This is a genomic window from Mycobacterium sp. IDUB_36 (assembly GCF_055419225.1).
The window spans coordinates 1948152-1973292 of record NZ_JBVAXH010000001.1 but is presented as its reverse complement, the minus strand read 5'-3'; the positions used below and the strand labels follow the sequence as shown (position 1 = coordinate 1973292).

22 protein-coding genes are annotated in these 25141 nt (G+C 67.2%); 8 read left to right on the top strand and 14 right to left on the bottom strand.

The genetic code is table 11. The features are described 5' to 3' along the window. Positions 1-68 precede the first annotated feature (68 nt). Complete coding sequence (locus tag ACZYW1_RS09620) at positions 69-1715, top strand: acetolactate synthase large subunit (RefSeq protein WP_463785270.1); 1647 nt, start codon at positions 69-71, stop codon at positions 1713-1715. A gap of 15 nt (positions 1716-1730) precedes the next feature. Here the strand turns inward: ACZYW1_RS09620 and ACZYW1_RS09615 are convergent, their stop codons facing one another. Together ACZYW1_RS09615 and ACZYW1_RS09610 are read right to left on the bottom strand one after the other, a co-directional pair. Further along, entirely contained in the window at positions 1731-5912 is a 4182-nt protein-coding gene (locus ACZYW1_RS09615) for an alpha-(1->3)-arabinofuranosyltransferase domain-containing protein (protein WP_463787768.1), read from the bottom strand. 67 nt (positions 5913-5979) lie between these two features. Continuing rightward, positions 5980-6153, bottom strand: a complete 174-nt coding sequence (locus ACZYW1_RS09610) for a DUF2613 domain-containing protein (RefSeq protein ID WP_067342410.1) — start codon at positions 6151-6153, stop codon at positions 5980-5982. 86 nt (positions 6154-6239) lie between these two features. On the opposite strand from ACZYW1_RS09610, the gene ACZYW1_RS09605 reads away from it, so the two are divergent. The 3 genes from ACZYW1_RS09605 (at position 6240) to ACZYW1_RS09595 (ending at position 9310) form a co-directional block, all read left to right on the top strand. After that, complete coding sequence (locus ACZYW1_RS09605) at positions 6240-7391, top strand: glycoside hydrolase family 3 N-terminal domain-containing protein (protein ID WP_463785267.1); 1152 nt, start codon at positions 6240-6242, stop codon at positions 7389-7391. A 61-nt stretch (positions 7392-7452) separates the two neighbouring features. Next, a complete protein-coding gene (locus ACZYW1_RS09600) occupies positions 7453-8082 on the top strand; it encodes a TetR/AcrR family transcriptional regulator (RefSeq protein ID WP_463785265.1) in 630 nt (209 codons plus the stop codon). A gap of 4 nt (positions 8083-8086) precedes the next feature. After that, positions 8087-9310, top strand: coding sequence for a chloride channel protein (locus ACZYW1_RS09595; RefSeq protein ID WP_463785263.1), 1224 nt, complete (start codon positions 8087-8089; stop codon positions 9308-9310). Here ACZYW1_RS09595 and ACZYW1_RS09590 read toward each other — a convergent pair. Together ACZYW1_RS09590 and ACZYW1_RS09585 are read right to left on the bottom strand one after the other, a co-directional pair. Further along, on the bottom strand, positions 9307-10155 hold the full coding sequence (locus tag ACZYW1_RS09590) for a MaoC/PaaZ C-terminal domain-containing protein (protein WP_463785262.1): 849 nt from the start codon (positions 10153-10155) through the stop codon (positions 9307-9309). The two genes, ACZYW1_RS09595 and ACZYW1_RS09590, sit on opposite strands and share 4 nt — an antisense overlap. A gap of 47 nt (positions 10156-10202) precedes the next feature. Then, positions 10203-11570: a 3-oxoacyl-ACP reductase gene (locus ACZYW1_RS09585; protein WP_463785260.1), complete on the bottom strand. Its 1368-nt coding sequence runs from the start codon at positions 11568-11570 to the stop codon at positions 10203-10205. A 107-nt stretch (positions 11571-11677) separates the two neighbouring features. Between ACZYW1_RS09585 and ACZYW1_RS09580 the strand changes: the two genes are divergently transcribed. Then, positions 11678-13024, top strand: a complete 1347-nt coding sequence (locus ACZYW1_RS09580) for an acetyl-CoA C-acetyltransferase (RefSeq protein WP_463785258.1) — start codon at positions 11678-11680, stop codon at positions 13022-13024. 278 nt (positions 13025-13302) lie between these two features. Here the strand turns inward: ACZYW1_RS09580 and ACZYW1_RS09575 are convergent, their stop codons facing one another. Beyond that, on the bottom strand, positions 13303-15138 hold the full coding sequence (locus ACZYW1_RS09575) for an acyl-CoA dehydrogenase (protein WP_463785257.1): 1836 nt from the start codon (positions 15136-15138) through the stop codon (positions 13303-13305). A 180-nt stretch (positions 15139-15318) separates the two neighbouring features. On the opposite strand from ACZYW1_RS09575, the gene ACZYW1_RS09570 reads away from it, so the two are divergent. Further along, positions 15319-16341, top strand: coding sequence for an isopenicillin N synthase family dioxygenase (locus tag ACZYW1_RS09570; RefSeq protein ID WP_463785256.1), 1023 nt, complete (start codon positions 15319-15321; stop codon positions 16339-16341). Between the two features lie 40 nt (positions 16342-16381). Next, a complete protein-coding gene (locus tag ACZYW1_RS09565; RefSeq protein WP_463785254.1) occupies positions 16382-16870 on the top strand; it encodes a flavin reductase family protein in 489 nt (162 codons plus the stop codon). Positions 16871-16894: 24 nt separating this feature from the next. On the opposite strand, the gene ACZYW1_RS09560 is transcribed toward ACZYW1_RS09565, so the two are convergent. The 5 genes from ACZYW1_RS09560 to ACZYW1_RS09540 all read right to left on the bottom strand — a co-directional run bounded on the left by ACZYW1_RS09560 (position 16895) and on the right by ACZYW1_RS09540 (position 21404). Next, complete coding sequence (locus ACZYW1_RS09560; protein WP_463785252.1) at positions 16895-17641, bottom strand: succinate dehydrogenase/fumarate reductase iron-sulfur subunit; 747 nt, start codon at positions 17639-17641, stop codon at positions 16895-16897. After that, the gene (locus ACZYW1_RS09555; protein WP_463785251.1) at positions 17641-19554 is read right to left on the bottom strand and encodes a fumarate reductase/succinate dehydrogenase flavoprotein subunit; all 1914 of its coding nucleotides are present in this window, start codon (positions 19552-19554) and stop codon (positions 17641-17643) included. The genes ACZYW1_RS09560 and ACZYW1_RS09555 overlap by 1 nt, the downstream gene beginning before the upstream one ends. A 42-nt stretch (positions 19555-19596) precedes the next feature. After that, a complete protein-coding gene (locus ACZYW1_RS09550) occupies positions 19597-20427 on the bottom strand; it encodes a hypothetical protein (RefSeq protein WP_463785249.1) in 831 nt (276 codons plus the stop codon). 76 nt (positions 20428-20503) lie between these two features. Continuing rightward, entirely contained in the window at positions 20504-20800 is a 297-nt protein-coding gene (locus ACZYW1_RS09545; protein ID WP_463785247.1) for a hypothetical protein, read from the bottom strand. Between the two features lie 94 nt (positions 20801-20894). Continuing rightward, a complete protein-coding gene (locus tag ACZYW1_RS09540) occupies positions 20895-21404 on the bottom strand; it encodes a winged helix-turn-helix transcriptional regulator (protein ID WP_463785245.1) in 510 nt (169 codons plus the stop codon). An 88-nt stretch (positions 21405-21492) separates the two neighbouring features. On the opposite strand from ACZYW1_RS09540, the gene ACZYW1_RS09535 reads away from it, so the two are divergent. Then, positions 21493-22008: a DUF302 domain-containing protein gene (locus ACZYW1_RS09535; RefSeq protein WP_463785244.1), complete on the top strand. Its 516-nt coding sequence runs from the start codon at positions 21493-21495 to the stop codon at positions 22006-22008. Between the two features lie 76 nt (positions 22009-22084). Here ACZYW1_RS09535 and ACZYW1_RS09530 read toward each other — a convergent pair whose 3' ends face one another. Genes ACZYW1_RS09530 through ACZYW1_RS09515 form a run of 4 tightly spaced genes read right to left on the bottom strand, consistent with a single transcriptional unit; the run spans position 22085 to position 25128 of the window. Next, the gene (locus ACZYW1_RS09530) at positions 22085-22630 is read right to left on the bottom strand and encodes a GNAT family N-acetyltransferase (protein ID WP_463785243.1); all 546 of its coding nucleotides are present in this window, start codon (positions 22628-22630) and stop codon (positions 22085-22087) included. Positions 22631-22639: 9 nt separating this feature from the next. Beyond that, a complete protein-coding gene (locus tag ACZYW1_RS09525; protein ID WP_463785241.1) occupies positions 22640-23533 on the bottom strand; it encodes a 5-oxoprolinase/urea amidolyase family protein in 894 nt (297 codons plus the stop codon). Further along, positions 23530-24147: a 5-oxoprolinase subunit B family protein gene (locus ACZYW1_RS09520; RefSeq protein WP_463785240.1), complete on the bottom strand. Its 618-nt coding sequence runs from the start codon at positions 24145-24147 to the stop codon at positions 23530-23532. The genes ACZYW1_RS09525 and ACZYW1_RS09520 overlap by 4 nt, the downstream gene beginning before the upstream one ends. A 3-nt stretch (positions 24148-24150) precedes the next feature. Further along, entirely contained in the window at positions 24151-25128 is a 978-nt protein-coding gene (locus ACZYW1_RS09515) for an ABC transporter substrate-binding protein (protein ID WP_463785238.1), read from the bottom strand. Positions 25129-25141 lie beyond the last annotated feature (13 nt).

Sequence of the window (25141 nt, the reverse complement as noted above, 5' to 3'; positions counted from 1 at the left end):
GTGTTTAGTCGTTGTTGAGAGTTCCAACACCTAGCCTGCCACTAACGTTCCCAACAAGGGAGAGGCCGATGAGCAAAGCCGCAGAGCTGATAGTCAAGTGCCTGGAAAACGAGGGCGTCGAGGTGGTCTTCGGGCTGCCGGGTGAGGAGAACATCCGCTTCGTGCAGGCGCTGGCTTCGTCGAGCATCCGCTACGTCCTCACCCGGCACGAGCAGGCGGCGTCGTTCATGGCCGAGATGTACGGCCGGGTCACCGGGCGGGCGGCGGTGGTCTCCTCGACCCTGGGCCCGGGCGCGATCAACATGCAGCTCGGTGTTGCCGACGCCACCACCAACAGCACCCCGCTGGTCGCGATCTCCGCCCAGGTCGGTCAGAACCGCGAATACAAGGAGTCGCACCAATACGTCGACCTGGTCTCGATGTTCGCCCCGATCACCCGCTGGGCGGCCGACATCCCGACCGCGCAGGCGATACCCGAGATGGTCCGCAAGGCGTTCAAGCTCGCCGAGACCGAACGCCCCGCCGCGGTGTACCTCGCGGTGCCGGAGCACATCGACGCCGACGACGAGGACTACGAGCTGGGACCGTTGCCGCGCAACGTCGTTCACGCCGAAGCGCCGGCCTTCCGCCAGGTGGCGCGCGCCGTCGACATCCTGCGCGAGGCCAAGCGGCCGGTGGTCCTGGCCGGCCACGGCGCCGCCCGCTCCGATGCGACCGAGGCGCTGGTGCGATTCTCCGAGAAGTTCGGCGTGCCGGTGGCCAACACGTTCCACGGCAAGGGCGTGATGCCCGACGACCACCCCAACAGCATCGGGGCACTGGGTTTCATGCGCCACGACTACGTGAACTTCGGGTTCGACAACGCCGACGTCGTGATCGCGGTCGGATACGAGCTGCAGGAGTTCGACCCGGTTCGGATCAATCCGAAGGCCGACAAGAAGATCATCCACATCCATCGATTCCCCGCCGAAGTCGATGCGCACTACTCGGTCGACGTCGGGATCATCGGCGACATCAGCGCCTCACTCGACGCCGTCACCGAGGCGCTCGACGATCACGTCTTCGTCGCCGACCCGGAGATTCCGGGTGCGGGTCTGCTCAGCGAGGAATTCAGCGGCGGACAACAGGATTCGCGGTACCCGCTGGCACCCGCCCGGGTGGTTGCCGACACCCGCGCCGCACTGGACCGCAGCGACGTGGTGCTGGTCGACACCGGCGCCACCAAGATGTGGATGGCCCGGCTCTACCCGACCTACGAGCGCAATACCTGCCTGATCTCGAATGGGCTGTCCACCATGAGTTTTGCGCTGCCGGGTGCGATGGGGGTCAAGCTGGCGCGGCCGGAGTCGAAGGTGCTGGCGGTGGCCGGCGACGGCGCCTTCCTGATGAACTCGCAAGAGATCGAGACCGCCGTCCGGGAGAAGATCCCGCTGGTGGTACTGATCTGGGAAGACGGCGGCTACGGCCTGATCGAGTGGAAGATGGACCTCGAACTCGGCGAGCACCACTACGTCAAATTCGGCAACCCCGACATCGTGAAGTACGCGGAAAGCTTTGGCGCGAAAGGCTATCGGATCTCCAGCGCCGACGAATTGCTGCCCACGCTGCAGACAGCGCTCGCCGATGACGGGGTGTCGCTGATCTGCTGCCCGGTGGACTACTCCGACAACCTGCGGCTGACCGATCGTCTCGGCGAACTCGACGAAACCCTGTAGACCGCGGTTCTGGATCTAGCGTTCGGCGTCGCGCGTCACGGTCGAGGCGGCCAGCGCGGCAAGGGAGATCAGCGCCAGCAGCTGCACCCCGGCGGAATGGCCGGCGTATCCGTCGACCGATCGCCACGGGTGGCGCGACAGCGCGGCGCCTGCCAGGATCAGGCCACCGGCGCTCAACCACAGGGTGGCACTGTCGCGCCGCTGTGGACTCTTGCGCAGTACCCACCGCAAACCCATTGCGGCACCGAAGATCACCAGACCCGCCCAGCCGGCGATGGCGAACCCCGCGCTGAGCACCGGCACCGCAACCCACAGGCCGGCGTTCCAGGGCGGCGCTGCCGGGTCGGTGCTGCGGCGCCGTGCCGGCCACCAGGCCAGTGCGGCCAGCAGTGGCAGCAGCGCAAGCCCACCGGCCAGGCCCACCCGGTACAGCGAATTCGGCGCGAAGGTCAGCGTGACGGTGCCCGACGTCCCGGGGGGAACGATCCAGGCCTGCTGCCACCCGTTGACCGCCAACGGTGTAAGCCGGGTTCCGGCGCCGGTGCGGGCCACCCAGCCGGCGTTGATGCTTTCCGGTACGACCAATACCCGTGGCCTCTCGGCCGCCGCGACGCGCACTTCCCGATGGGCCGGGCTCCACGCGCCGGCCGCTGCGGGGGTGGCACCGGTCGACGCTACGGCCGTGGGACCGGCGAGCTGCGCGCCGTCGACGACGAATTGCGATCCGGGGCTGACCACCAGCTCCTGCTGACCTGCGGGCAACGTAATCGGATCACGGTCGCAGGGGTGGGCGCTGACCGGGGAGCCCTCCAGTAGCGCACCCACCGTCGTGTGCACATCGGTGTGGACGAATCGGCCGGCGATCGCGATGACCGGGCCGTGCTCGCAGTCGACGGTGACCGGACGATCCCGGTTGCGCCGCGCGTCAGCGGCCGCGATCGGCTCACCCCGGCCGTCGAGCGCCGAGACCTCAGCCAGACCGGGTGGTTTGAGCTGGTCGAACCCCAACGCGGTGCGGTCGATGACGTCTTTCCAGTCGAGCAGGCTCACCGTGACCGTGTCGGTTTGCCGCGGATGCAGCGAAAGAGTCTGTGGGCCAGATATTTCCAGCGTTCGGACCTGAGGTCCGTCGCCGAGGTCGACGGCCACCATCGTCGGGTGGGCGGGTACCGGGGACGAGCTGGGGGTCAACCGCAGGCCGGACACCTCGCTGGGCCGGGGCAGGGTGAGGGTGAGCGTCGGCGCAGTCCTGTGCTGCACCACGCGCTGCGGTGCCGTCCAGGCGGTGGCCGGGTCGCCGTCAGTGGCGGCGTAGGCCGCGCCGAGCACGTCGACCGAATCGGCCTCACCCGTTGCCTGGGTGGTGTCCGGCTCGGCGATCAGGTCAGCCAAATTCGGCCCCGAGCGGGCCCGCACCCAGATCGTCGGCGTCACCTGCATCGGCGTGGGCACGGTCAAGGTGCGGCTGAAGGTGGCGGGCGACTCGGTCGCCAGCGCCATCGACGGCGCGCACTGCACAGTGTTCAGTCCCTGTGCGCAACCCGGCCGGCCCAGCGGTTCGGAACCCAGATCCCATTGTGCGACAGCAGTATTCGCCGGGACACCGGGAACCAGTGCGGTGTGCCGGATATTGATCGGGTGCGCGAAGCCCTTCGCGTCGTACTGGGTGATCGACAGGTCGGTGATCGCGAACTGCACCCCCGGTGATCCGTCGTCGGTCCCGATGGCGGTGATCCGGACCCATGGGGTCTCGCCATACGGCAGCGCTGCGGTGACCGGTTTGCCGGCTTCGTCGAATCGCAGGGTCGTTGTGCCGGTGACGGTTTCGATCTCGACGCGGCGGACCTGGGCTCCGACGGTGGTCGCGCTGGGGGTGATGGTGATGACGCTATTGGTCACCGGCTGGTCGAAGTCGACCTGAAGCCATTGCCCCACAGCGGATTGCAGCGCATTGGACACCCAGGCGGTCGCCGAATCGGCGTCGATGGCCGCGGCCGGCGATGCCGCGGTGGCCACGTCGGGCAGGGCCGTCGAATCCGACGACGAGCTCGACGCCGTCAGCCGGCCGCCGCTCCAGGCGCCGTAGACGGTGTCGGTGCCGGGGCTCGGATAATCCGGTACCCGGTTGAACGTGTGCCGGGTGTCGCCCTGCGCGCGGATCGCCGACGAGTGCTCGTCCACCCGGCCGTAATCGACCTCCCGCGCCAACGGTGTGTCGGTGACCGTGGCCACCGGTACCGGCAGGCCGGCCGCCACCGCGTCGGCGGTCAGCAGAACCGGACCGAGCGGGGGTTGCCCGGTCAGCCGCCGACGTTCATCGAGGCGAAGCAGCGACTCGGGGCCGCCGTCCACGCGCGGCAGCTGCTCGAGATCGGCGAGGTACGGAGCTGCGGGATTGCGGGTGGTCGCGGCGACGCGATAGATCTCGACGGCGGGATAGCGCGGGCGTAACCCGCTGTCGGCGACGAAGCCCGCCATCGGGTCGGACCCGACCGGCGCGCCGAACTCGGCGACCTTCTGCAGCCTCGGTGAGCCCGTGACCGCCCGGTGCACCAGGATCGGCCGGGCCGACCGGGACGCATCAGGATCCAGGTCGTTGCGCACCACCAGGTACGAAATACCCTGGCCGGCAAGCGTATCGGCGAGCCCGGCCGACGGTGTTCCGGCGGCGAACAGGCGCTGCACCGAGTCCAGCGCACGAATCGTCTGGGGGGGAGTCAATGGAATCGAATCTCGCACCCCCCACGGACTCTCACCGAGCACCTGCAACGGCTCGTCGTGGCTGGTGCCCCACAGCTGGGTGGCGAACGGCGCGCCGGGCACCACCAGAACGCGGCCGGGCGCCGGGTCACCGGTGTTGTGGGCCGTCAGCCAATCCGCCGTCTCGTGCCAGTACCGCGGTATCGCCGTGAACGTGCCGGGTGCAGACATCCGCCCGGTCCACGCCAGCGACGTCGCGGCCATCAACGCCGTCAACACCACGATCCCCACCGCGACCCGCTTGTCGCGTTCCGGGTGGGCGGATGCGCTCACCCACAGCGCCTTCGGCGCGCTGCCCGGCAGCGGGATCCGGCCCAGCAGCTGCGCCAGGCCCAACACGACCGGAATGCGAATCAGCGACTCCAGCTTGTGCACGTTGCGTACCGGTGCGCCGTCGGCGTCCAGGAATGCCTGAACCTGGTGTGCCACCGGCGAACCCAGCCCACCGCTGTATCCGACACCCAGCAAGACCATCCCGAGCAGCAGCATCGTCACCAGCCGGCCGCGCGCGGGCATCCCGGTCATCGCGAGCCCGGCCAGCCCGGCCGCCGCGACCAGGCAGGTCGCCAGGATGGCAACCGATCCGGTTACCAGCGGTGCGCCCGCGGTGGCATTGGGCGCCACGAATGGTGTCCAGCTGTCGGTGCCGCGCAGCACCTCGACCACCGACGACCACTGCGTCGTCACACCGGACGACTCGATGAAATCCAGGAACGGCGGGCTGATCCGGGCCATCAGAATCAACGCCACCACCCACCACGTCACTGCCAGCGCCGTGGCCAGCAACGACCACGCCGTGTAGCGCCACCAGCGGCGGTTGGGCCGGTGGCAGGCCCACCAGATCACCGCGGGCAGGCAGCCGGCCAGCGTCGCGATGGCGTTGACGGCACCCATCAGCGCGACGGCCACTCCGGCCTGCCCGGCCAGCCGGCGTACTGAGCGCCCGTCCTGCCGAAGCGCCAGAATCGTCGGCAATAACACCCAGGGCGCCAGCATGATCGGCAGCGTCTCCGACGAGATGGAACCCACCGTGGTCAGCACCCGCGGCGAGAGCGCGAACGCCGTGGCCGCGACTACCCGCGACGTCGGGCTCCCGATGCCCAGCGCCTCGGCCACCCGCAGCAGTCCCCAGAAGCCGACGGACAGCAGCAGCGCCCACCACAGCCGTTGAGTGACCCAGCCCGGCAGGCCCGCCAGATGACCGGCGAGGAAGAAGGTGCCGTGCGGGAAGAGGTAGCCGTAGGCCTGATTCTGGGCCTGCCCGAACGGCAGTTCGCTGTTCCACAGGTTGGTGGCCCGGAGCAGGAAGCGCAGCGGGTTGGCGGTGAGGTCGAGCTTGGTGTCCGGGGAGATCCGGCCGGGCTCCGAGCCGAAGCTCAATGCCAGCGCGACTGCCGCGACAAGCCACAGCCAGCGTCGAGAGAGGGAATCGCCCAACTGCTGACCACGATTGCCCGGCTGTTCACCGGGCCCGGCATCGGCCCGCACGCTGACCTGGGCCAGGCTAGCTGCGGTTGCCGTACTCGACCCGGTTGAGCACCGACGACTGCGGGTCACCCCCGGGCAGCGGTGGCTTGGTGTCCTGCTGCACCATCAACGTGATCCCGAAAATCGCGGCCGCGCCCAGCAACAGGCCGACCACGACACTGGCGGCGGCGGGCGCGACAAACCGGTTCATCGCAGACCAACCTAGCAGAGCACGAGGTCGTAGCCCCTGAGGTCGCCGGGCGTACGACCACCTCGAGCGCATGACAGCATGGCCTGATGGGTTTGCCACGCATCCTGGCCGTGCCTGTTGCCGTCATGACGCTGATCACCGGCTGTAGCCATTCCTCGCACCCGTCCGCGCCCGCCCCGGCCACCTCGCCGACGGCCACCGCGATGCCGCCGGCCAAGCCGGCATGCGGGGACCCGGCCGCGCTGCCGGCCCGCGAGAAGCTGGCACAGCTGTTGATGGTGGGCGTCCGCGACAGCGCCGACGCCAAGGCGGTCGTCGCGACCTACCACGTCGGCGGCATCTTCATCGGTAGCTGGACCGATCTGTCGATGCTGGGCCCCAACCTGGTCCGGGACCTGAGCGTGAACACCGCGCTGCCGGTGGCGGTGAGCGTCGACGAAGAAGGCGGCCGGGTGGCCCGGCTGTCCAAGCTGATCGGACCGGCGCCGTCGGCGCGGGCGCTGGCCAAGGACCACACCCCCGAGGAGGTCTACGGCATGGCCCTCGACCGGGGACACCGGATGCGCGGCCTCGGCATCACCGTCGACTTCGCGCCCGACGTCGACGTCACCGACGCCCCCGACGACACGGTGATCGGCGACCGGTCGTTCGCCGCGAACCCGGAGAAGGTCGTCGAGTACGCCCGGCAATACGCCCGGGGCCTGCACGACGCCGAAATATTGCCCGTGCTCAAGCATTTCCCTGGTCACGGTCACGGATCGGGAGATTCGCACACCGGCTCCGTGATCGTCACGCCGCCGCTGGCCGAGTTGCAGGACAACGACCTGGTGCCCTACCGGGTGTTGCTGACCGCCCTCGACAAGCAGGGCGCGATGGTCGGTCACCTGCAGGTTCCAGGCCTCACCGGTGACGAACCGGCCAGCGTCAGCCGGGCCGCCGTGCAGATGCTGCGCACCGGCTCGGGATACAACGGGCCGCACTTCGACGGGCCGATCTTCAGCGACGACCTGTCCAGCATGGCCGCGATCAAGGACCACTACACCGTGCCCGAGGCGGTCCTGCGCACTCTGCAGGCCGGCACCGACGTCGCGCTGTGGATCACCACCGACGAGGTGCCCGCGGTGTTGGACCGGTTGGCAAAGGCCTTGGACGCGAAAGAGCTGAAGATGTCCGACGTCGACGACTCGGTCCGCCGCATCGAGAAGTTCAAAGGCCACAAGTCGGACTGCGGACCGTAATTCGGCGTCGCGCCCTCTGATTGCTTAGTCTGAACGGGCGGAGCAGCTAGAAGGGGACAGCATGGCCGGTGGTACCAAGCGATTGCCGCGTGCTGTCCGAGAACAGCAGATGCTCGACGCCGCGGTCGAAATGTTCTCCATCAACGGGTATCACGACACCTCGATGGACGTGATCGCGGCCAAGGCCGAAATCTCCAAGCCGATGCTCTACCTGTACTACGGCTCCAAAGAGGAACTGTTCGGCGCGTGCCTGGACCGTGAACTGGCGCGATTCGTCGACGGTGTGCGCGAGGACATCAATCTCGATCAGAGCCCGAGAGACTTGCTGCACAACACAATTGTGGCGTTCATGCGCTACATCGACGCCAACCGGGCGTCCTGGATCGTGATGTATGCCCAGGCCACCAACTCGCAGGCGTTCGCCCACACCGTGCGGGAAGGCCGCGAGCGCATCATCGCGCTGGTGGTCCGGGTCCTGCAGGCGGGAACTCGAAACCCCGATCCGGACACCGATTTCGAGATGATCGCAGCTGCGTTGGTCGGCGCCGGCGAGGCGATCGCAACCCGGCTCAGCACCGGAGACACCGACGTCGACGGGGCGGCCGACGTGATGATCAACCTGTTCTGGCGCGGACTCAAGGGCAAGCCGACCGACAAAGACGCGGCTGAAGCTGTCGCCGAATCCGGTTAACCGAATGCGCAGCCGCAACGCTGATTTCGTGGGTGCGGTGGTGATCGTCGGACTGCTCGCCGGTTGCGCCGGGTTGGCGACGACGACGCTGCTGCGCTTCATCGAGCATCTCACCTACCACTACACGTTCGGATCGTTGCTCGAGGGCGTGACCGCGAGCAGCCCGATCCGTCAGGCCGTCGGGCCGATGACCGGCGGCGCGTTGGCCGGGCTGGGCTGGTGGATCCTCCGGTCGAGGTCCGAGGTGGCGCCGCTGGCGGCGGCTGTCGCCGATCGCGATCGAATCCGGTTGTGGCCCTTCACCTTCGATGCCGCACTGCAAGTGCTGGTCGTGGGCTCGGGTGCGTCGCTGGGCCGGGAGGTGGCGCCGCGTCAGTTCGCGGTGGCACTGAGCAATCTCGTCACCGGTTGGCTCAAGCGGCTCACTGAGCGCGACCGCGAGATCCTGTTGGCGTGCGCGGCCGGCGCCGGACTGGGCGCGGTGTACGCGGTACCGCTCGGCGGAGCGGTGTTCACCCTGCGGATCATGCTGAAGTCCTGGCATCCGCGTGCGGTGGGCGCCGCGCTGATCAGCTCGAGTCTGGCCGTCTCGGTGTCGTCCTTCGTCACCCACGACAAGCCGAACCTGCTCTGGCCCAACCCGGACGTGTCCTACTTGCTCATTGCCTACGCGGTGGCGCTGGCCCCGCTGTCACTGGGCGTAGGGCTGGTGTTCAACCGGCTCATGGGCTGGGCGGCCCAGCGTGAATTGCCCAAGTCGTGGCTGCTGGTCCCCGGCATCGCCGGGGCCGGGTTGCTGGTCGGCGTGTGCTCGCACTGGTGGCCCGAGCTGCCGGGCAACGGCCGCTCGATTCTCGACGTGATTCTGGCGGGCGGGATGACGCTGAACACCGCGGCCATCGTGCTGGTTCTCAAACTCGTTGTGACGGCTACGTTTCTGCGTGTGGGCGCCAGGGGCGGTCTGTTCACGCCGGCGCTGGCGACCGGCGCGGCGGCCGGCACACTTTTCGTGCTGACCGTCAACGCCGTCGCCGGAACCCAGTTCCACGTGCCGGCGATAGCCCTGGCCGGCTCGGCCGGCGTACTGGCCATCACCCAGAACGCGCCGCTGTGGGCCGCGATCTTCGTGTGGGAACTGGCCAGGCCGCCGCTGTGGCTGTTGGCGGTGTTCCTGGCCGCCGCTTCGAGCGCTTACGGCCTGCGGCTACTGGTGCAGCGCAGCCGTTAGAGCCCCCGCAGCGTCCCGGTCAGGTACGGGTAACCCTTGGCGATGTTGCGCAGGCTGATGTCCCAACCGTTCTGGCCCTGATCGATGTACAACCCCGGGCTGGCCGGCAACAGCAGCGGCTTGCCGAATCGCACCGAGTACGTCACCGCATCGGGAAGGCCGGCCTCCAGGTTCGCCAATACCGCCGCTGCGCTGAACATTCCGTGCGCGATGGCGGTGGGGAACCCGAACAGCTTGGCGCCGACGGAGCTGGTGTGGATCGGGTTGTGGTCGCCGCCCACCGATGCGTAGCGCCGGATCTGGCCGGGGCTGACCCGCAGGATCGCTTTGGGGGCAGGCAATTTGGGTTGCTTCTGCGGCGGCGGTTTCGGCTCGTCGGACAGGCTGGTGCGCTGCTGGTGCAGGAAGGTCGTGACCTGCTGCCAGACCACGTCGTTGCCCACCTTGATGTCGGTGAGGACGTCGACCAGCAGGCCCTTGCGATGCTCCCGCAGATTCTCGGCATGGACCACGATGCTGACGGTGTCGGTCACCCTGATCGGTCGGTGTTGGGTGATCTCGTTCTCCAGATGCACGGATCCCATTGCGGCAAAAGGGAAGTCGAATCCCGACACCAGTGACATCACGGCCGGAAAGGCCAGCGCGAACGGGTACGTCAGCGGGACGGTGTCACCGTAACGAAGACCGGTGACCTCGGCGTACTCGGCCACGTTGGCGCGGTCGATGGGCAACTCGTCGACAGTCACGGTCCGATCCGGCAGGTGGCTGCCACGCGGCACGAACGGCAACGCACCGGCCGCCGCGCGCAGCATGTTCTTCAGGCCGCTGGGTTGCACGTCAGCCATCTGCGCCGCTCCTCGTCATCGCTGTGCTGTGCGTCGTCATCGGCGCGTTACGCTCCCAACATGGCTTGACCACACACACGAATCGTGTTGCCCGTCACCGCGTTTGACGCAGGGCTCGCGAAGTAGGCGATCGCCTCGGCCACATCGACCGGCTGACCGCCCTGGTACAGCGAGTTGAGTCGACGGCCCACCTCGCGGGTGGCCAGCGGGATCGCCTCGGTCATCTTGGTCTCGATGAAGCCCGGAGCGATCGCGTTGATCGTGACGCCCTTCTCGGCCAGCTTCGGCGCGAGCGCCTGGGTGAGCCCGATCATCCCGGCCTTGGTGGTGGCGTAGTTGGTCTGCCCGCGGTTACCCGCGATGCCCGCCATCGACGACAGGCCGATCACCCGTCCACCTTCGCCGATGCTGCCGTTGTCGACCAAGCCTTCGGTCAGGCGTTGCGGCGCAAGCAGGTTGACCGCCAGCACCGAATTCCACCGGGCGTCGTCCATGTTGGCCAGCAGCTTGTCACGGGTGATCCCGGCGTTGTTGACCAGGATGTCGGCGTGGCCGTTGTAGTGGTCGCGCAGATGCTCGGTGATCCTCTCGACCGCGTCTTGGGCGGTGACGTCGAGCGCCAGCGCGGTGCCGCCGATCCGGGTGGCCGTCTCGGCCAGGGCGTCTGCGGCGGACTCCACGTCGATCGCCACAACGCGCGCGCCGTCACGTGCGAACACCTCGGCGATCGTGGCGCCGATGCCGCGTGCGGCACCCGTCACCACGGCGACCTTGCCGTCCAGTGGCTTGTCCCAATCTTTGGGCGGCGTGGAGTCGGCGGAGCCGACGTAGAAGACCTGGCCGTCGACGTAGGCCGATTTGGCCGAAAGCAGGAACCGCAGCGTCGACTCGATACCGGTCGCGGCCGGCTTGGCGTCGGGGGACAGGTACACCAGCGACACGGTGGCGCCACGCTGCAGTTCCTTGCCCAGCGAGCGGGTGAAGCCCTCGAGTGAGCGTTGCGCGATCTGCTCGTCGCTGTTCTCGGCCTCGTCGGGCGTGGTGCCGATGACGACGATGCGGCCGGAGTGGCCGAGGTTGCGCAGCAGCGGGGTGAAGAACTCGTGCAGGGTGGTCAATTTGGTCGGGTTGGTGATGCCGGTGGCGTCGAACACCAGTCCGCCGAACGAATCCGCCCAGCGGCCACCGAGATTCGCGCCCACCACCTCGTAGTCGGCACCCAGCGCCGCCCGCAGCGGCTCGACGACCCGGCCTTCGCCGCCGATCAGCAACGACCCGGCCAGAGGCGGCTCACCGACCCGATACCGTCGCAGCTTCTCGGGCTGCGGAACGCCAAGTTGCTTGGCGAGAAACGCACCGGGCCCGGAGTTGACGACTTGGGAGAATAGATCGGCTGCCACTAGGTTGCCTTCCATGGTGTCGGGTATCTGTACGGTAGTCCAGAGCTAACTTACTCCAGAGTAAGAACAGTGGGTAGTATGGCTCCCAACACCGGATAACCATCTATTGACGGAGATAAGCGTTGCCTACTCAAAGCACTCCAGCTGACAGCTCCTCGGCAAGTTCCCAGGCGACCGCCGCCAAACGACGCGTTGCGGTGTTGGGTGGCAACCGGATCCCGTTCGCGCGATCCGACCGCGCCTACGCCCAGGCCTCCAACCAGGACATGTTCACCGCCGCGCTCGGAGGGCTGGTCGACCGGTTCGGCCTGTCGGGTGAGCGGCTGGGTGCGGTCATCGGTGGCGCCGTGCTCAAGCACAGCCGCGACTTCAACCTGATGCGCGAATCCGTGCTCGGCTCCGCGTTGTCGTCCTACACCCCTGCCTTCGATCTGCAGCAAGCGTGCGGCACCGGGTTGCAGGCGGCCATCGCCGCGGCCGATGGCATCGCCGCGGGCCGCTACGAAGCTGCGGCCGCGGGCGGTGTCGACACCACCTCCGACGCGCCGATCGCGCTGGGCAACAATCTCCGGCACACCCTGCTCGGGCTGCGCCGGGCCAAGTCCAACGTCGACCGGCTGAAACTGGTCGGCAAGCTGCCGGCCAGCCTCGGCGTCGAAATCCCGGTGAACAGCGAGCCGCGCACCGGGCTGTCGATGGGTGAGCACCAGGCGATCACCGCCAAGCAGATGGGCATCAAGCGGGTCGACCAGGACGAACTGTCCGCGGCCAGCCACCGCAACATGGCGGCCGCCTACGACCGTGGCTTCTTCGACGACCTGATCACCCCGTTCCTGGGCCTGTATCGCGACGACAACCTGCGGGCGGACTCGTCGGCCGAGAAGCTGGCCAAGCTGAAGCCGGTGTTCGGCGTGAAGGCCGGCGACGCGACCATGACCGCGGGTAACTCGACGCCGCTGACCGACGGCGCTTCGGTGGCGCTGCTGTCCACCGAGGAGTGGGCCGCCGAGCGCTCGCTGACCCCGCTGGCCTACTGGGTGGATGCGGAGACGGCATCGGTCGACTACGTCAACGGCGCCGACGGCCTGCTGATGGCCCCGACCTACGCCGTCCCGCGGCTGCTGGCCCGCAACGGGCTCACCCTGCAGGACTTCGACTTCTACGAGATCCACGAGGCGTTCGCCTCGGTCGTGCTGGCCCACCTGCAGGCCTGGGAGTCCGAGGAGTACTGCAAGGAGCGGCTCGGCCTGGACTCCGCCCTGGGGTCGATCGACCGGTCCAAGCTGAACGTCAACGGGTCGTCGCTGGCGGCCGGGCATCCGTTTGCCGCGACCGGCGGCCGGATCCTCGCGCAACTGGCGAAGCAGCTGCACGAGGCCAAGACCAAGAACGGTGGCAAGCCGGTGCGCGGGCTGATCTCGATCTGCGCGGCCGGCGGCCAGGGCGTGGCAGCGATCCTGGAGGCCTGACCGTGCGGTTTGCTGCGCGTTTAACCGTTTCGGGCCTCGGGTAGCCATTTGGTCGGATAGCTCCGTGTTGTCGTCCGAACCCCGACCCGACGGCAGCGCGGGGCGTCCCTTACGTCGGCCGCACGCGTTACGCGCGACTTCTGCGGCCGAGGCCGGTTCCGTCGACGGCAAGAGGGGATCCCCCGGCGGGCCCCTTTCACGAATCAATTACCCCGGAACGCAAAATCCCCCGTCTCTCTTCGAGAACGGGGGATTTCGCTGTCTGGTGAACGCGCAGCCTAGAACGCGGCTTCGTCGAGCTCCATGACCTCGTTGTCAAGCGTTTCCAGCACCGTGCGGGTGCTGGTCAGCAGCGGCAGGAAGTTCTTCGCGAAGAACGACGCCACGGCGATCTTGCCTTCGTAGAACGAGCGATCGGCGTCGCTGCAGCCGGCGTCCAGCGCCTCCAGGGCGACTGCGGCCTGGCGCTGCAGCAACCAGCCGAGCACCAGGTCGCCGACGCTCATCAGGAAGCGAACCGAGCCCAGGCCGACCTTGTAGATGCTCGAGATGTCTTCCTGTGCCGCCATCAGGTATCCGGTCAGCGTCGAGGCCATCGCCTGGACGTCGGCCAGCGCGGTCGCGAGAAGCGCCCGCTCGGCCTTGAGGCGACCGTTGCCGGACTCGTTCTTGATGAACTCCTCGATCTCGCCGGACACGTGAGCCAACGCCACACCCTTGTCGCGGACGATCTTCCGGAAGAAGAAGTCCTGCGCCTGGATGGCCGTGGTGCCCTCGTAGAGCGAGTCGATCTTGGCGTCACGGATGTACTGCTCGATCGGGTAGTCCTGCAGGAAGCCGGACCCGCCGAAGGTCTGCAGGCTCTCGGTCAGCTTGGCGTAGGCCTGCTCCGAGCCGACACCCTTGACGATCGGCAGCATCAGGTCGTTGACCTTGACCGCCAGGTCCGCTTCCACGCCGTGCAGTGACTTGGCTACCGCCGAGTCCTGGTAGGTCGCGGTGTAGAGGTACAGCGCACGCAGACCCTCGGCGTACGCCTTCTGGGTCATCAGGCTGCGACGCACGTCCGGGTGGTGGGTGATGGTCACCCGCGGAGCGGTCTTGTCGGTCATCTGGGTCAGGTCGGCGCCCTGCACCCGCTCCTTGGCGTAGGCCAGGGCGTTTAGGTAACCGGTCGACAGTGTGGCGATGGCCTTGGTGCCGACCAGCATCCGCGCATTCTCGATGACCTCGAACATCTGCGCGATGCCGTTGTGCACCTCGCCCACCAGCCAGCCCTTGGCCGGCACGTCGTGCTGACCGAAGGTCAACTCACACGTCGCGGAGACTTTCAGGCCCATCTTGTGTTCGACGTTGGTGACGAAGACGCCGTTGCGCTCGCCGAGCTCACCGGTCTCGAAGTCGAACAGGAACTTCGGCACGAAGAACAGCGACAGACCCTTGGTGCCGGGACCGGCGCCCTCGGGACGAGCCAGCACCAGGTGGAAGATGTTTTCGAACATGTCGTCCGAGTCACCCGAGGTGATGAACCGCTTCACACCATCGATGTGCCAGGAGCCGTCGTCCTGCTGGACGGCCTTGGTGCGGCCGGCGCCCACGTCCGAGCCGGCGTCCGGCTCGGTGAGCACCATGGTCGAGCCCCAGCCGCGCTCGGCGGCGATGATGGCCCACTTCTTCTGCTCTTCGGTGGCCAGGTTGTAGAAGATCTGCGCAAAGCCCGCGCCGCCGGCGTACATCCAGACGGCGGGGTTAGCGCCGAGCAGGTGCTCGTGCAGTGCCCACAGCATCGCCTTGGGCATCGGCATACCGCCGAGCTCCTCGTCCAGGCCGACCTTGTCCCAGCCGGCTTCGATGACCGCGTGCACCGAGGCTTTGAAGCTCTCAGGCAGCGTCACCGTGTGGGTCTCGGGGTCGAAAACCGGGGGATTGCGGTCGCCCTCGACGAAGGAGTCAGCGACGGGCCCTTCGGCCAACCGGCTCATCTCCGTCAGCATTTCGCGGGCGGTGTCGGCATCCAGGTCGCTGTAATCGCCTTCGCCGAACGTCTTGTCAACGCCGAGAACTTCGAACAGGTTGAATACCTGGTCCCGGACATTGCTCTTGTAGTGGCTCACTAGTTCCTCCTCGATGAGAACGCCACCTAGGTTGGGTACTCGGGCTAAGTTACCCACCAGTAACGTGCCTAAGTTATACCCACGGGTAACCGAGCGCAACCGACTGTGAGCTAAATATCAACCAACTAGTTGGCTTCAACCGGATCCAGACGATGGCACGCCTGCCCAGCTGCGGCGATGATGAATAACGTGGCTACTGTGCCGACCGTCACCGCGCTGCCGGAAGTGGATCTGCGCCACTCCACGCGTCAACTGAGAACCCGCCTGCGGGAGGTGGGTCATGAGGTCGGATTCTTCTATCTGACCGGGCACCAGGTGTCGCCGTCGCTTACTGCTCGGATGCTGGCCGCGGCCCGGCAGCTGTTCGCGCTGCCGCAGTCCGCCAAGAACGCGGTCGCCATGATCCGCAGCCCGCATTTCCGCGGCTACACCCGGTTGGGCGGTGAACTGACCCGCGGCGAGGTGGATTGGCGTGAGCAGATAGACATCGGTCCGGAGCGCAAGCCGATCGGCGGGCCGGGGAAGCCGGACTATCTGTGGCTGCAGGGTCCCAACCAGTGGCCGGCGGGCCTGCCGGAGTTCCCGGGCGTGATCGCGGAGTGGGACGCGGCGCTCGGCGCGGTGTCGCGCACCTTGCTGCGGCATTGGGCAGCGGCGCTGGGCAGTCCGGCGGACGTGTTCGACGCCGCATTCGACGCGGCGCCGGCGACCCTGATCAAGGTCGTGCACTATCCGCCGACCGCGGCCACGGCGCAGGGGGTCGGCGCGCACCGCGACTCCGGTGTGCTGACGTTGCTGCTCGCCGAGCCGGGCAGTGCGGGGCTGCAGGTGCGCGGACGCGACGGCAGCTGGATCGATGTTCCGGCGCTGGACGGCGCTTTCATCGTCAACATCGGGGAGCTGCTGGAATTGGCCACCGGCGGCTACCTGCGTGCGACCGAGCACCGGGTGAACCTGCAGCATGCGGCCGACCGGATCTCGGTGCCCTACTTCTTCAATCCGCGACTGGACGCGCAGGTACCTGTTCTGCCGCTGCCCACCGAACTCGCGCGCCGGGCGCAACCGCGCGCGGACCCGTCGGACCCGATCCATCCGGTCTACGGCCGCAACGCCTGGAAGAGCAGGCTGCGAGCCCATCCGGACGTCGCCGCGGCGCACGGCTACGTGACGGGCAGCGCGGAAGTTGTAACGCCCGGCGGGTAGGGTCGTCATTTGAAAATTCCGTCGACGCGAGTGAAGCCCGGTGAATACACCTGACAAGCTGACGCCCACCTCCCTGCGCGAGGCATTCGGCCATTTCCCGTCCGGCATCATCGCCATCGCCGCCGAAGTCGACGGGGTCCGGGAAGGCCTCGCGGCCAGCACATTCGTCCCGGTGTCGTTGGAGCCGCCGCTGGTGTCGTTCTGCGTGCAGAACACGTCGACGACCTGGCCCAAGCTCAAGGACGTGCGCGCGCTGGGCATCAGCGTGCTGGGCGAGTCGCACGACGGCGCCGCGCGGTCTCTGGCCGCCAAGACCGGCGATCGATTCGCCGATCTGGAAACCGAGATCTACAGCAGCGGTGCGGTGTTCATCCGGGGCACCAGTCTGTGGATGGAGACCGCGATCGAGCAACTCATCCCGGCCGGCGACCACACGATTGTCGTGCTGCGGGTCAGCGACGTCCGGGTCGACCCAGACATTGCGCCGATTGTGTTCCACCGCAGCATTTTTCGGCGCCTCGGCGTCTAGCCGGGCGGCGGCCGACCCGGTGGGTCAGCGCCGGAAGAGCTTGTTACCCAGCCAGACGACCGGGTCGTACTTGCGGTCGGCGACGCGCTCCTTCATCGGGATCAGCGCGTTGTCGGTGATCTTGATGCCCTCAGGGCAGACCTCGGTGCAGCACTTGGTGATGTTGCAGAACCCGAGCCCGTGCTCCTCTTGTGCCTCGTCGCGCCGGTCGCGGGTGTCCAGCGGATGCATCTCCAACTCCGCGATCCGCATCAGGTAGCGCGGGCCGGCGAAGCTCTCCTTGTTCTCCTCGTGGTCACGGATCACGTGGCAGACGTTGTTACACAGGAAGCACTCGATGCACTTACGGAACTCCTGGGAGCGCTCGACATCCTGCTGCTGCATGCGGTACTCACCGGGCTGCAGTTCCTTCGGCGGCGTGAATGACGGGATCTCCCTGGCCTTCTCGTAATTGAAGGACACATCGGTCACCAGGTCGCGGATGATCGGGAAGGTACGGATCGGCGTCACGGTGACCACCTCGTCCTCCTCGAAGGTCGACATCCGCGTCATGCACATCAGCCGCGGCTTGCCGTTGACCTCCGCCGAGCACGAGCCACACTTGCCCGCCTTGCAGTTCCACCGCACCGCGAGGTCCGGAGTCTGGGTCTGCTGCAGGCGGTGGATGATGTCGAGGACCACCTCGCCCTCGTTGACCTCGACGGTGTAGTCCTGCAGATCACCGCCGTCGTCGTCGCCGCGCCATACCCGCAGGGTTGCGTTGTAGGTCATCAGCCTCTCCGTCCTGGGTGATCGGCCAGTTCTTCTTCAGTGAAGTATTTCTCCAACTCCGAGACCTCGAACGCCTCGAGCAGATCGGGCCGCATGGGGGTCTGGTCTTTGCGGGTGACCGTGACGTCGGGGACGATCGGGTCGTCACCGGAGGCACTGCAGACCAGCAGCACCTTGCGCCATGACGAGTCCATCCCGGGGTGATCGTCGCGGGTGTGTCCGCCGCGGCTCTCGGTGCGCTCCAGCGCCGCCTTGGCCACGCACTCGCTGACCAGCAACAGGTTGCGCAGGTCGAGTGCGAGGTTCCAGCCGGGGTTGTACGCACGGCCGCCGTCGACGTGCAGGCGCTTGAACCGCTCGCGAAGCTGGTCGAGCCTGCCGAGTGCCTCGGTGATCTCGTCGGACTTGCGGATGATCCCCACCAGGTCGTTCATCGACTGCTGCAGCTCCAGCTGCAACGTGTAGGGGTTCTCCGAGGCGCCGCTCGCAGGCTGGTCGAAAGGTGCCAGCGCCCGCTTGGCCGCGGTCTCGACCGCGTCCTCGTCGACCTTCGGCCGGCTGCTCAGCGCACGCACGTAGTCCGCGGCGCCCAGACCGGCGCGGCGACCGAAGACCAGCAGGTCGCTGAGCGAGTTACCACCCAGCCGGTTGGAGCCGTGCATGCCGCCGGAACACTCACCCGCGGCGAACAGGCCGGGAACCGTGGCGGCACCGGAGTCGGCATCCACCTCGACCCCGCCCATCACGTAGTGACAGGTCGGACCGACCTCCATGGGCTCTTTGGTGATGTCGACACCGGCCAGTTCCTTGAACTGGTGATACATCGACGGGAGCCGCTTCTTGATCTGCTCGGGCGTCAGCCGCGAGGCGATGTCGAGGTACACACCGCCGTGCGGGGTGCCGCGGCCCGCCTTGACCTCGGAGTTGATCGCGCGGGCGACTTCGTCGCGGGGCAGCAGGTCAGGGGTCCGGCGCGCGGCATCGTTGTCCTGAAGCCACTTGTCCGCTTCGTCCTCGGACTCGGCGTACTGCCCTTTGAACACACTGGGGATGTAGTCGAACATGAAGCGTTTTTCGTCGGAGTTCTTCAGCACTCCGCCGTCGCCGCGCACACCCTCGGTGACCAGGATGCCCTTGACGCTGGGCGGCCAGACCATGCCGGTCGGGTGGAACTGGACGAATTCCATGTTGATCAGCGTCGCGCCGGCACGCAGCGCCAGCGCGTGGCCGTCGCCGGTGTACTCCCAGGAGTTCGAGGTGACCTTGAACGACTTACCGATGCCGCCGGTGGCCAGCACCACGGCGGGCGCCTCGAACAGGATGAACTTGCCGGTCTCGCGCACGTAGCCGAAGGCGCCGGAGATCGCGTCGCCGTCCTTGATCAGCTCGGTGATCGTGGTCTCGGCGAAGACCCTGATCCGGGCCTCGTAGTCGCCGAGCTCGGCGTGGTCTTCCTGCTGCAGCGAGACGATCTTCTGCTGCATGGTGCGGATCAGTTCCAGGCCGGTGCGGTCACCGACGTGCGCCAACCGCGGGTAGGTGTGCCCGCCGAAGTTGCGCTGGCTGATCTTGCCGTCCTTGAGGCGGTCGAACAGCGCGCCGTAGGTCTCGAGCTCCCAAACCCGGTCGGGTGCTTCCTTGGCGTGCAGTTCGGCCATCCGCCAGTTGTTCAGGAACTTCCCACCGCGCATGGTGTCGCCGAAGTGGGTCTTCCAGTTGTCTTTCGGGTTGGTGTTACCCATGGCCGCCGCGCAGCCGCCCTCGGCCATCACCGTGTGGGCCTTGCCGAACAGCGACTTGGACACCACGGCGACCTTGAGGCCGCGTTCCCGCGCCTCGATGACCGCGCGCAGACCTGCGCCTCCGGCACCGATGACAACTACGTCGTAGGAGTGCCGTTCGACCTCAGTCATTGGAACCTCGCTCAACTTTCTAGAAATACGTTAAATGGCTTCTCAGCCAACAAATCTCAGGTCCGAGATCGTGCCACTGGCAACCAGCGCAACGTAGGCATCGGTGAGCATCAGCGTGCCCAGCGTGATCCAGGCGTACAGCTTGTGCCGGGTGTTGAGGTGGCTCACCTGAGTCCAGATCCAATACCGCACAGGGTGTTTGGAGAAGTGCTTCAGCCGCCCGCCGGTGACGTGCCGGCACGAGTGGCAGGACAGCGTGTAGACCCAGAGCATGATCACGTTGCCGAGCAGGATCAGGTTGCCCAGGCCGAAGCCGAAACCGCCCGGGCCCGAGTCGGAGTGGAACGCGACGATGGCGTCGAAGGTGTTGATGATCGAGATCAGACCGGCAGCGTAGAAGAAGTACCGGTGGGTGTTCTGGACGATCAGCGGGAACTTGGTCTCGCCGGTGTAGTGCGCGCGGGGCTCAGCCACACCACAGGCGGTGGGCGACTGCCACACCGTGCGGTAGTAGGCGCCGCGGTAGTAGTAGCAGGTCAGCCGGAACAGCAGCAGGAACGGCAGCGTCAGCGCCGCGTAGGGCAGCCACCACACGTCCGGCAGAATCTGCGGCCAGAAGTCGCTGGCCTCTTTGATGCAACCCCGGCTGACGCACGGCGAGTAAAACGGCGTCAGGTAGTGGTACTTCGCGACGAAGTAGTGGTCCTGCTGAAATGAGCGGAACGTCGCGTAGAGGACGAATGCGGCGAAGCCCAAATCGATCCGAAGGGGCGAAAGCCACCACCGGTCAGTGCGGAGCGTCCGTTGTTTGATCCGGGCGCGCGTAGGTGAAAAGACACCTGACGCAGGATGGTTCGCCGTGGGTGCGCTCATCAAATGTTCCTCTTCGAACGGGCTGTTGATCGAAGAGTACCCAGGGATGCCGCAAAGATTCGCGGCGGGGCTGAAATCAGGGGTGGTTGTGACCACCGACTCCTTCTTGGTCTACGTCGCGCCAAAAGTCGCGGTCGTAATCGGTGTCGGGAATGGTGATCTTTTCGCTGGATTGATGGACTACGGCCCGAGATAAGTCGAATTCGGAAACATCAGTGTCAAGTAATTCGACGTCGCCGAGAATGCGGTCGGCATCGATGACGATGCGACGCATGGCGGGGCTGTCGCCGTAACGCGCTTTGAGCGAGCCGACGCACCGCCGCAGGCCGCCGATGAGGTCGTGCAGTTCGGCCAGTTCGGTAGTGGAGGACAACGGATCTCCCTGAAGGCGAAGGTGTCATGGGTCACAGTTCGCCTCCATAGTATCCAGCCGACGGCCGGAGCGTGAGGCAGATCACGTGTGACGGCTATCCCACCTCGATCGGCTCCAGGAGTCGGTGCGGTTTGCGCAGCACGAGGCTGACCGGATCGCTCCGGTGATCGCGCGGCCGCCGCGGCGGGTGCAGGACGAGGTCGGCGACGTCGGGAACCTGCCCACACTCGGCGCACACCCGGTCGACGCGAATGGTGCCGCCGCAGTCCGCGTGCCGGTAGATGCGTTGATTCGGCTGGTCGACGTAGTTCTCGTTACCCCAGCTGAGTAGCGACCAGATGGTCGGCCACAACCGCAGGCCCTTGGGCGTCAGCCCGTATTCACCGCCGGCGCTCGACTTCGCCAGGACACCTTCCTCGAGAAGCAGCGAAAGCCGTTCGGCCAGAACGGCTTTCGGTATACCCAGATGGGCGCGGAAGTCACTGAATCGGCGGACGCCGTAGAACGAGTCGCGGACCAACAGCAGGGTCCAGCGCTCGCCGACGATCTCCAGCGATCGGGCGATGGGGCACACCTCGGAGGTGTATTCGCGGGGCAGGGCCACAAACACATTGTAGCTTGCAGGTTCGGTCAATGAACCATATGCTGGCGATCGAAGAGTTCGGTCAATGAACCATGGAGAGGTGCAGGGTATGAGCTTTCACCGTGAGTCGCACGGCATGACCCGCGTCGACGTCGAAACCGGAATTCCGTTCGAGGAGTTCATCGCAGCCTTGGAGCTGGCCGCACCCCCGGTCGACCAGAAGGCGTTGCAGCGCATCGCCGCCGACGGCGGTGATTGGGACGACGTGCGTGCGGTCGCGGCCGAGAACGCGCCGAACGACCTGATGACGTACGCCAAGATCGACGCGCGCGGATACTTCGGCCTCGCCGGGCATCACACGCCGGCGGTCGAATACCTGATCGGCAACCACGTGATCGCCGAGACCATGTTTCGCCACAACCCGAAGGCGATGCTGTACGCACCTCTGCGCATGCTGGTGCACGGTGACGACGACGGCAACGCGGTGTTCACGATGGATCAGCCCGGTCCGGCGTTCGGCAGTCTCGGCAACGCCGACGTGGCCGAGGTCGGCCTGGACCTGGACCGCAAAGTGGCGAACCTACTGCGGGTCGTCGGAGTCGACGTCGGGGACGCGTTCGCCTGAGCGAGAATCCGGTGGAGCCGTTGAGCCCCACTGGGTTCCGGCGGCTACGTGCTGGTTTCGACGCAGCGACAGCTGGTCACCAGACGTCGCCGTCGCGCCAGTCGCAGGCCAGCGGCGCGGTCACATCCAGGCCGGCCTCCGCCGGGAAGACGAACACCGAGCCGTCGTCCTCGGGGGTGCGGGTAGGCCCGGTGGGCGCCAGTACCGATGTCGGGCCGCGCCAGGGCAGCCAGCCCCGCAACGCATACAGCCGTCGCCCCCGATCCGACGAACTCAGCGCGCCCAACCGGTAACCGCCGCGGATCACCTGCTCACAGGCGTCGAGGATCGCGATCGCCAAGCCCTGGCCACGCCAATCCTCGCGCACCGCAACGGCTTCGACATAGCCACACCGCAGTGCGGCACCTTCGTAGAGCAGTCGGCGCTGCACGACGGCACCGTGCGCGATGAGCGCGCCGCGGTGCCAGATCAGCGCGTGCATGCCGCCGAGTGCGTGGTCCCAGTCGGTCTCGGAGAAGTCACCGGCGAACGCCTCACTGACCATCTCGTGGGCGCGCTGCCGAGCGTCGTATTCCAGGTCGGCGGTGTGGACCAGGCGGGCGGTGTGAACCTGGGTAGGCACACTGCTGGTCTACCAGTTCGACTGAACCGCCGCCAGACCTCCGGGTCGCGACCAGTGCAGCCGCACGGGTTGGCCGGGTCGCACCTGGGCGACCTTGTCGATGTCGGCATCGGCGACCACGCCGACCACGGGGTAGCCGCCGGTGACCGGATGGTCGGGGCCCAGGATGACCGGTAATCCGTTGGGTGGCACCTGGATCGCGCCGCGGGTGGCGCCCTCGCTGGGCAGCTGCCGGCTGGGGTCGCGGTGCGTCAGCGGTCGGCCCTGGAGCCGCACGCCGACGCGGTCGCTGCGCTCGGAGGTCGTCCAGACAGTGTGGACCAGGGCGTCGACGTCGGCGATCCAGTCGTCGCGGGGGCCGGGTATGACCGCGAGTTCCACGAGCCGGCCGGTGATCGGCTCGACGGGGGCCTGGTCGAGTTCGGGGTACCGCTCGGTGTGCGCTCCGATCGTCAGCACGTCGCCGGGCCGCAGCGGTGCCGGGCCGATCCGCGACAGCACGTCATAGCTGCGGGATCCGAGGACCGGGTTGACGTCGATGCCCCCGCGCACCGCCAGGTAGCTGCGCAGCCCGGTCCGCGGGATACCCAGCGTGACCACCTCGCCGTCGGTCACGTGCTGAATGCTGTTGGCGCCAAACCTCGTCGAATTGATTCGCGCGTCCGGGTCGGCGCCGGTGACGGCGATGTCGACGCCCCCGCCGTGGATTCGTGCGGCGAACCCGCCCATCGCCACCTCGATGCCGGCGCGGTCGTCCGGGTTGGCCACCAGCCGATTGGCCAGCGCGTGGGCGCGCCGATCGGCCGCTCCGGACCGCGTGACGCCCAGGTGGGCGAACCCGGGCCGGCCGAGGTCCTGGACGACGGCCAGCGGTCCGGTGGACAGCACCTCCAGCGTCGTCATGTCCGGGTGGCCCGGAACTGCACGCCGGTGCCCGGTGTGAGCAACGCCGGCTCGGGTCGGTCGAGGTCCCACAACGTGGCGTCGGTGCGACCGATCACCTGCCAGCCGCCGGGGGAGGGGCGCGGATATATGCCGGTGAATTCGCCGGCCAGCGCGACCGCCCCGGCTGGAACCGACGTGCGCGGCTCGGCCCGACGCGGCACGGCCAGGCGCGGGTCGCCGCCGACCAGATACGCGAAACCCGGTGCGAAGCCGCAGAATCCGACAAGCCACGGCTGTGCGGTGTGCGCGGTGATCACGTCGGCGGCGCTCAGGCCGGTCAGGCCGGCCACCTCGTCGAGATCGGCACCGTCGTACACGACGTCGATCACCAGTGGCTCACCCGACATGGTCGGCGCCGCGCCGGGTGTCACCCGCAGGGCATCGAGCCGACGGCGGACCACGGCCTGCCGGCCGGGACCGTCGAGCCGGAGCAGCACCGTCCGGGCGGCCGGGACGATGTCGAGCACCTCCGGCATCGCGGTGTCACGCAGCTCGTCGGCCCACGCCAAAACCTCGGCGGTGCTGTCGAATTGCAACAACAGCGCCTGATCCCCGTAGTCGAGAACGGTCACGTTCTAGCGCAGGATGTCGGCGATCAGCGGGGGCAGCTGCTCCGCCACCAGCGGATAACTCAGCGGTGACGCATAGGCGATCGCCCCGGCCTGCTCCTTGGTGGTGAAAATACTGCGTGAACGCAGTTCTGCCACATCATGATTGGCAAGCAGACCGGCCCGGTCCTGGTCGCTTTCGGTCGTCCAGATCAACAGGTCGGCGTCACCGAGAACGGACTTGACCTTGTCGCGGGGGATGAAGGCGCGCCGCTGATCGACGGCCAGCGCGGTGAGGCTGTCGGGGACCGCCAGGCCCATCTGGGTGAGGAAGTCGGTCTGCCAACCGGTGATGGCCACCAGGTTGTCGTCATGCGTCCTGCCCTGCAGCAGCAGTACCCGCTTGTTCTTGAACTGTTGATATTTGTCCGCGACGGTGGCGAAGGCTTTGTCGACACCGTCGATCAGCGAGGCGATCTGGCCGGACTGGAAGACCGCCTGACCGATGGCTTTGGCCTGGTCTTTCCAGGGCTCGAAGAACGCCTCGCCGTCGGACTGCGCCAGCGTCGGCGCGATCGCGGTCAGCTTCTGGTAGGTGTCCTGATCCAGACCCGCGTCGGTGGCGACGATCAAGTCGGGCTTCAGCGTCGAGATCTGCTTGACGTCAATCCCGTTGTCCAGATTCAGCACAACGGGTTTGGCTGCGCCGAGCTTGGGCTGGGCCCACGGCCAGACGCCGAACGGCTGGTCGCCGAACCAGTTGGTCACCGCGACCGGGATTACGCCGAGGGCCAGCAGATCGTCCTGCCCGGTGAAGCCCGCGCTGACCACTCGCTTCGGCGGCTGCGAGATGGTCGTCTCGCCGAAGGCGTGGGTGATGGTGACCGGCCCGTCATGCCCGGTCGCGGCGGGCGGGGACTTATCCGAAGAGCAGCCCGCGAGCACCAGCAGGCTGGCTGTCGCGCCGGCGCGAAAGAAGCCGCGCCGATTCCAGTCGTCGCCCATGGCGTGAGCCTAG

Bases quoted from the DNA above. Each gene is read 5' to 3' on its own strand.
- ACZYW1_RS09535 (WP_463785244.1), top strand. From the start codon at position 21,493: ATGAGCTTTCACCGTGAGTCGCACGGCATGACCCGCGTCGACGTCGAA.
- ACZYW1_RS09515 (WP_463785238.1), bottom strand. From the start codon at position 25,128: ATGGGCGACGACTGGAATCGGCGCGGCTTCTTTCGCGCCGGCGCGACA.
- ACZYW1_RS09585 (WP_463785260.1), bottom strand. From the start codon at position 11,570: ATGGAAGGCAACCTAGTGGCAGCCGATCTATTCTCCCAAGTCGTCAAC.
- ACZYW1_RS09595 (WP_463785263.1), top strand. From the start codon at position 8,087: ATGCGCAGCCGCAACGCTGATTTCGTGGGTGCGGTGGTGATCGTCGGA.
- ACZYW1_RS09555 (WP_463785251.1), bottom strand. From the start codon at position 19,554: ATGACTGAGGTCGAACGGCACTCCTACGACGTAGTTGTCATCGGTGCC.
- ACZYW1_RS09590 (WP_463785262.1), bottom strand. From the start codon at position 10,155: ATGGCTGACGTGCAACCCAGCGGCCTGAAGAACATGCTGCGCGCGGCG.
- ACZYW1_RS09600 (WP_463785265.1), top strand. From the start codon at position 7,453: ATGGCCGGTGGTACCAAGCGATTGCCGCGTGCTGTCCGAGAACAGCAG.
- ACZYW1_RS09560 (WP_463785252.1), bottom strand. From the start codon at position 17,641: ATGACCTACAACGCAACCCTGCGGGTATGGCGCGGCGACGACGACGGC.
- ACZYW1_RS09525 (WP_463785241.1), bottom strand. From the start codon at position 23,533: ATGACGACGCTGGAGGTGCTGTCCACCGGACCGCTGGCCGTCGTCCAG.
- ACZYW1_RS09550 (WP_463785249.1), bottom strand. From the start codon at position 20,427: ATGAGCGCACCCACGGCGAACCATCCTGCGTCAGGTGTCTTTTCACCT.
- ACZYW1_RS09570 (WP_463785256.1), top strand. From the start codon at position 15,319: ATGAATAACGTGGCTACTGTGCCGACCGTCACCGCGCTGCCGGAAGTG.
- ACZYW1_RS09610 (WP_067342410.1), bottom strand. From the start codon at position 6,153: ATGAACCGGTTTGTCGCGCCCGCCGCCGCCAGTGTCGTGGTCGGCCTG.
- ACZYW1_RS09620 (WP_463785270.1), top strand. From the start codon at position 69: ATGAGCAAAGCCGCAGAGCTGATAGTCAAGTGCCTGGAAAACGAGGGC.
- ACZYW1_RS09605 (WP_463785267.1), top strand. From the start codon at position 6,240: ATGGGTTTGCCACGCATCCTGGCCGTGCCTGTTGCCGTCATGACGCTG.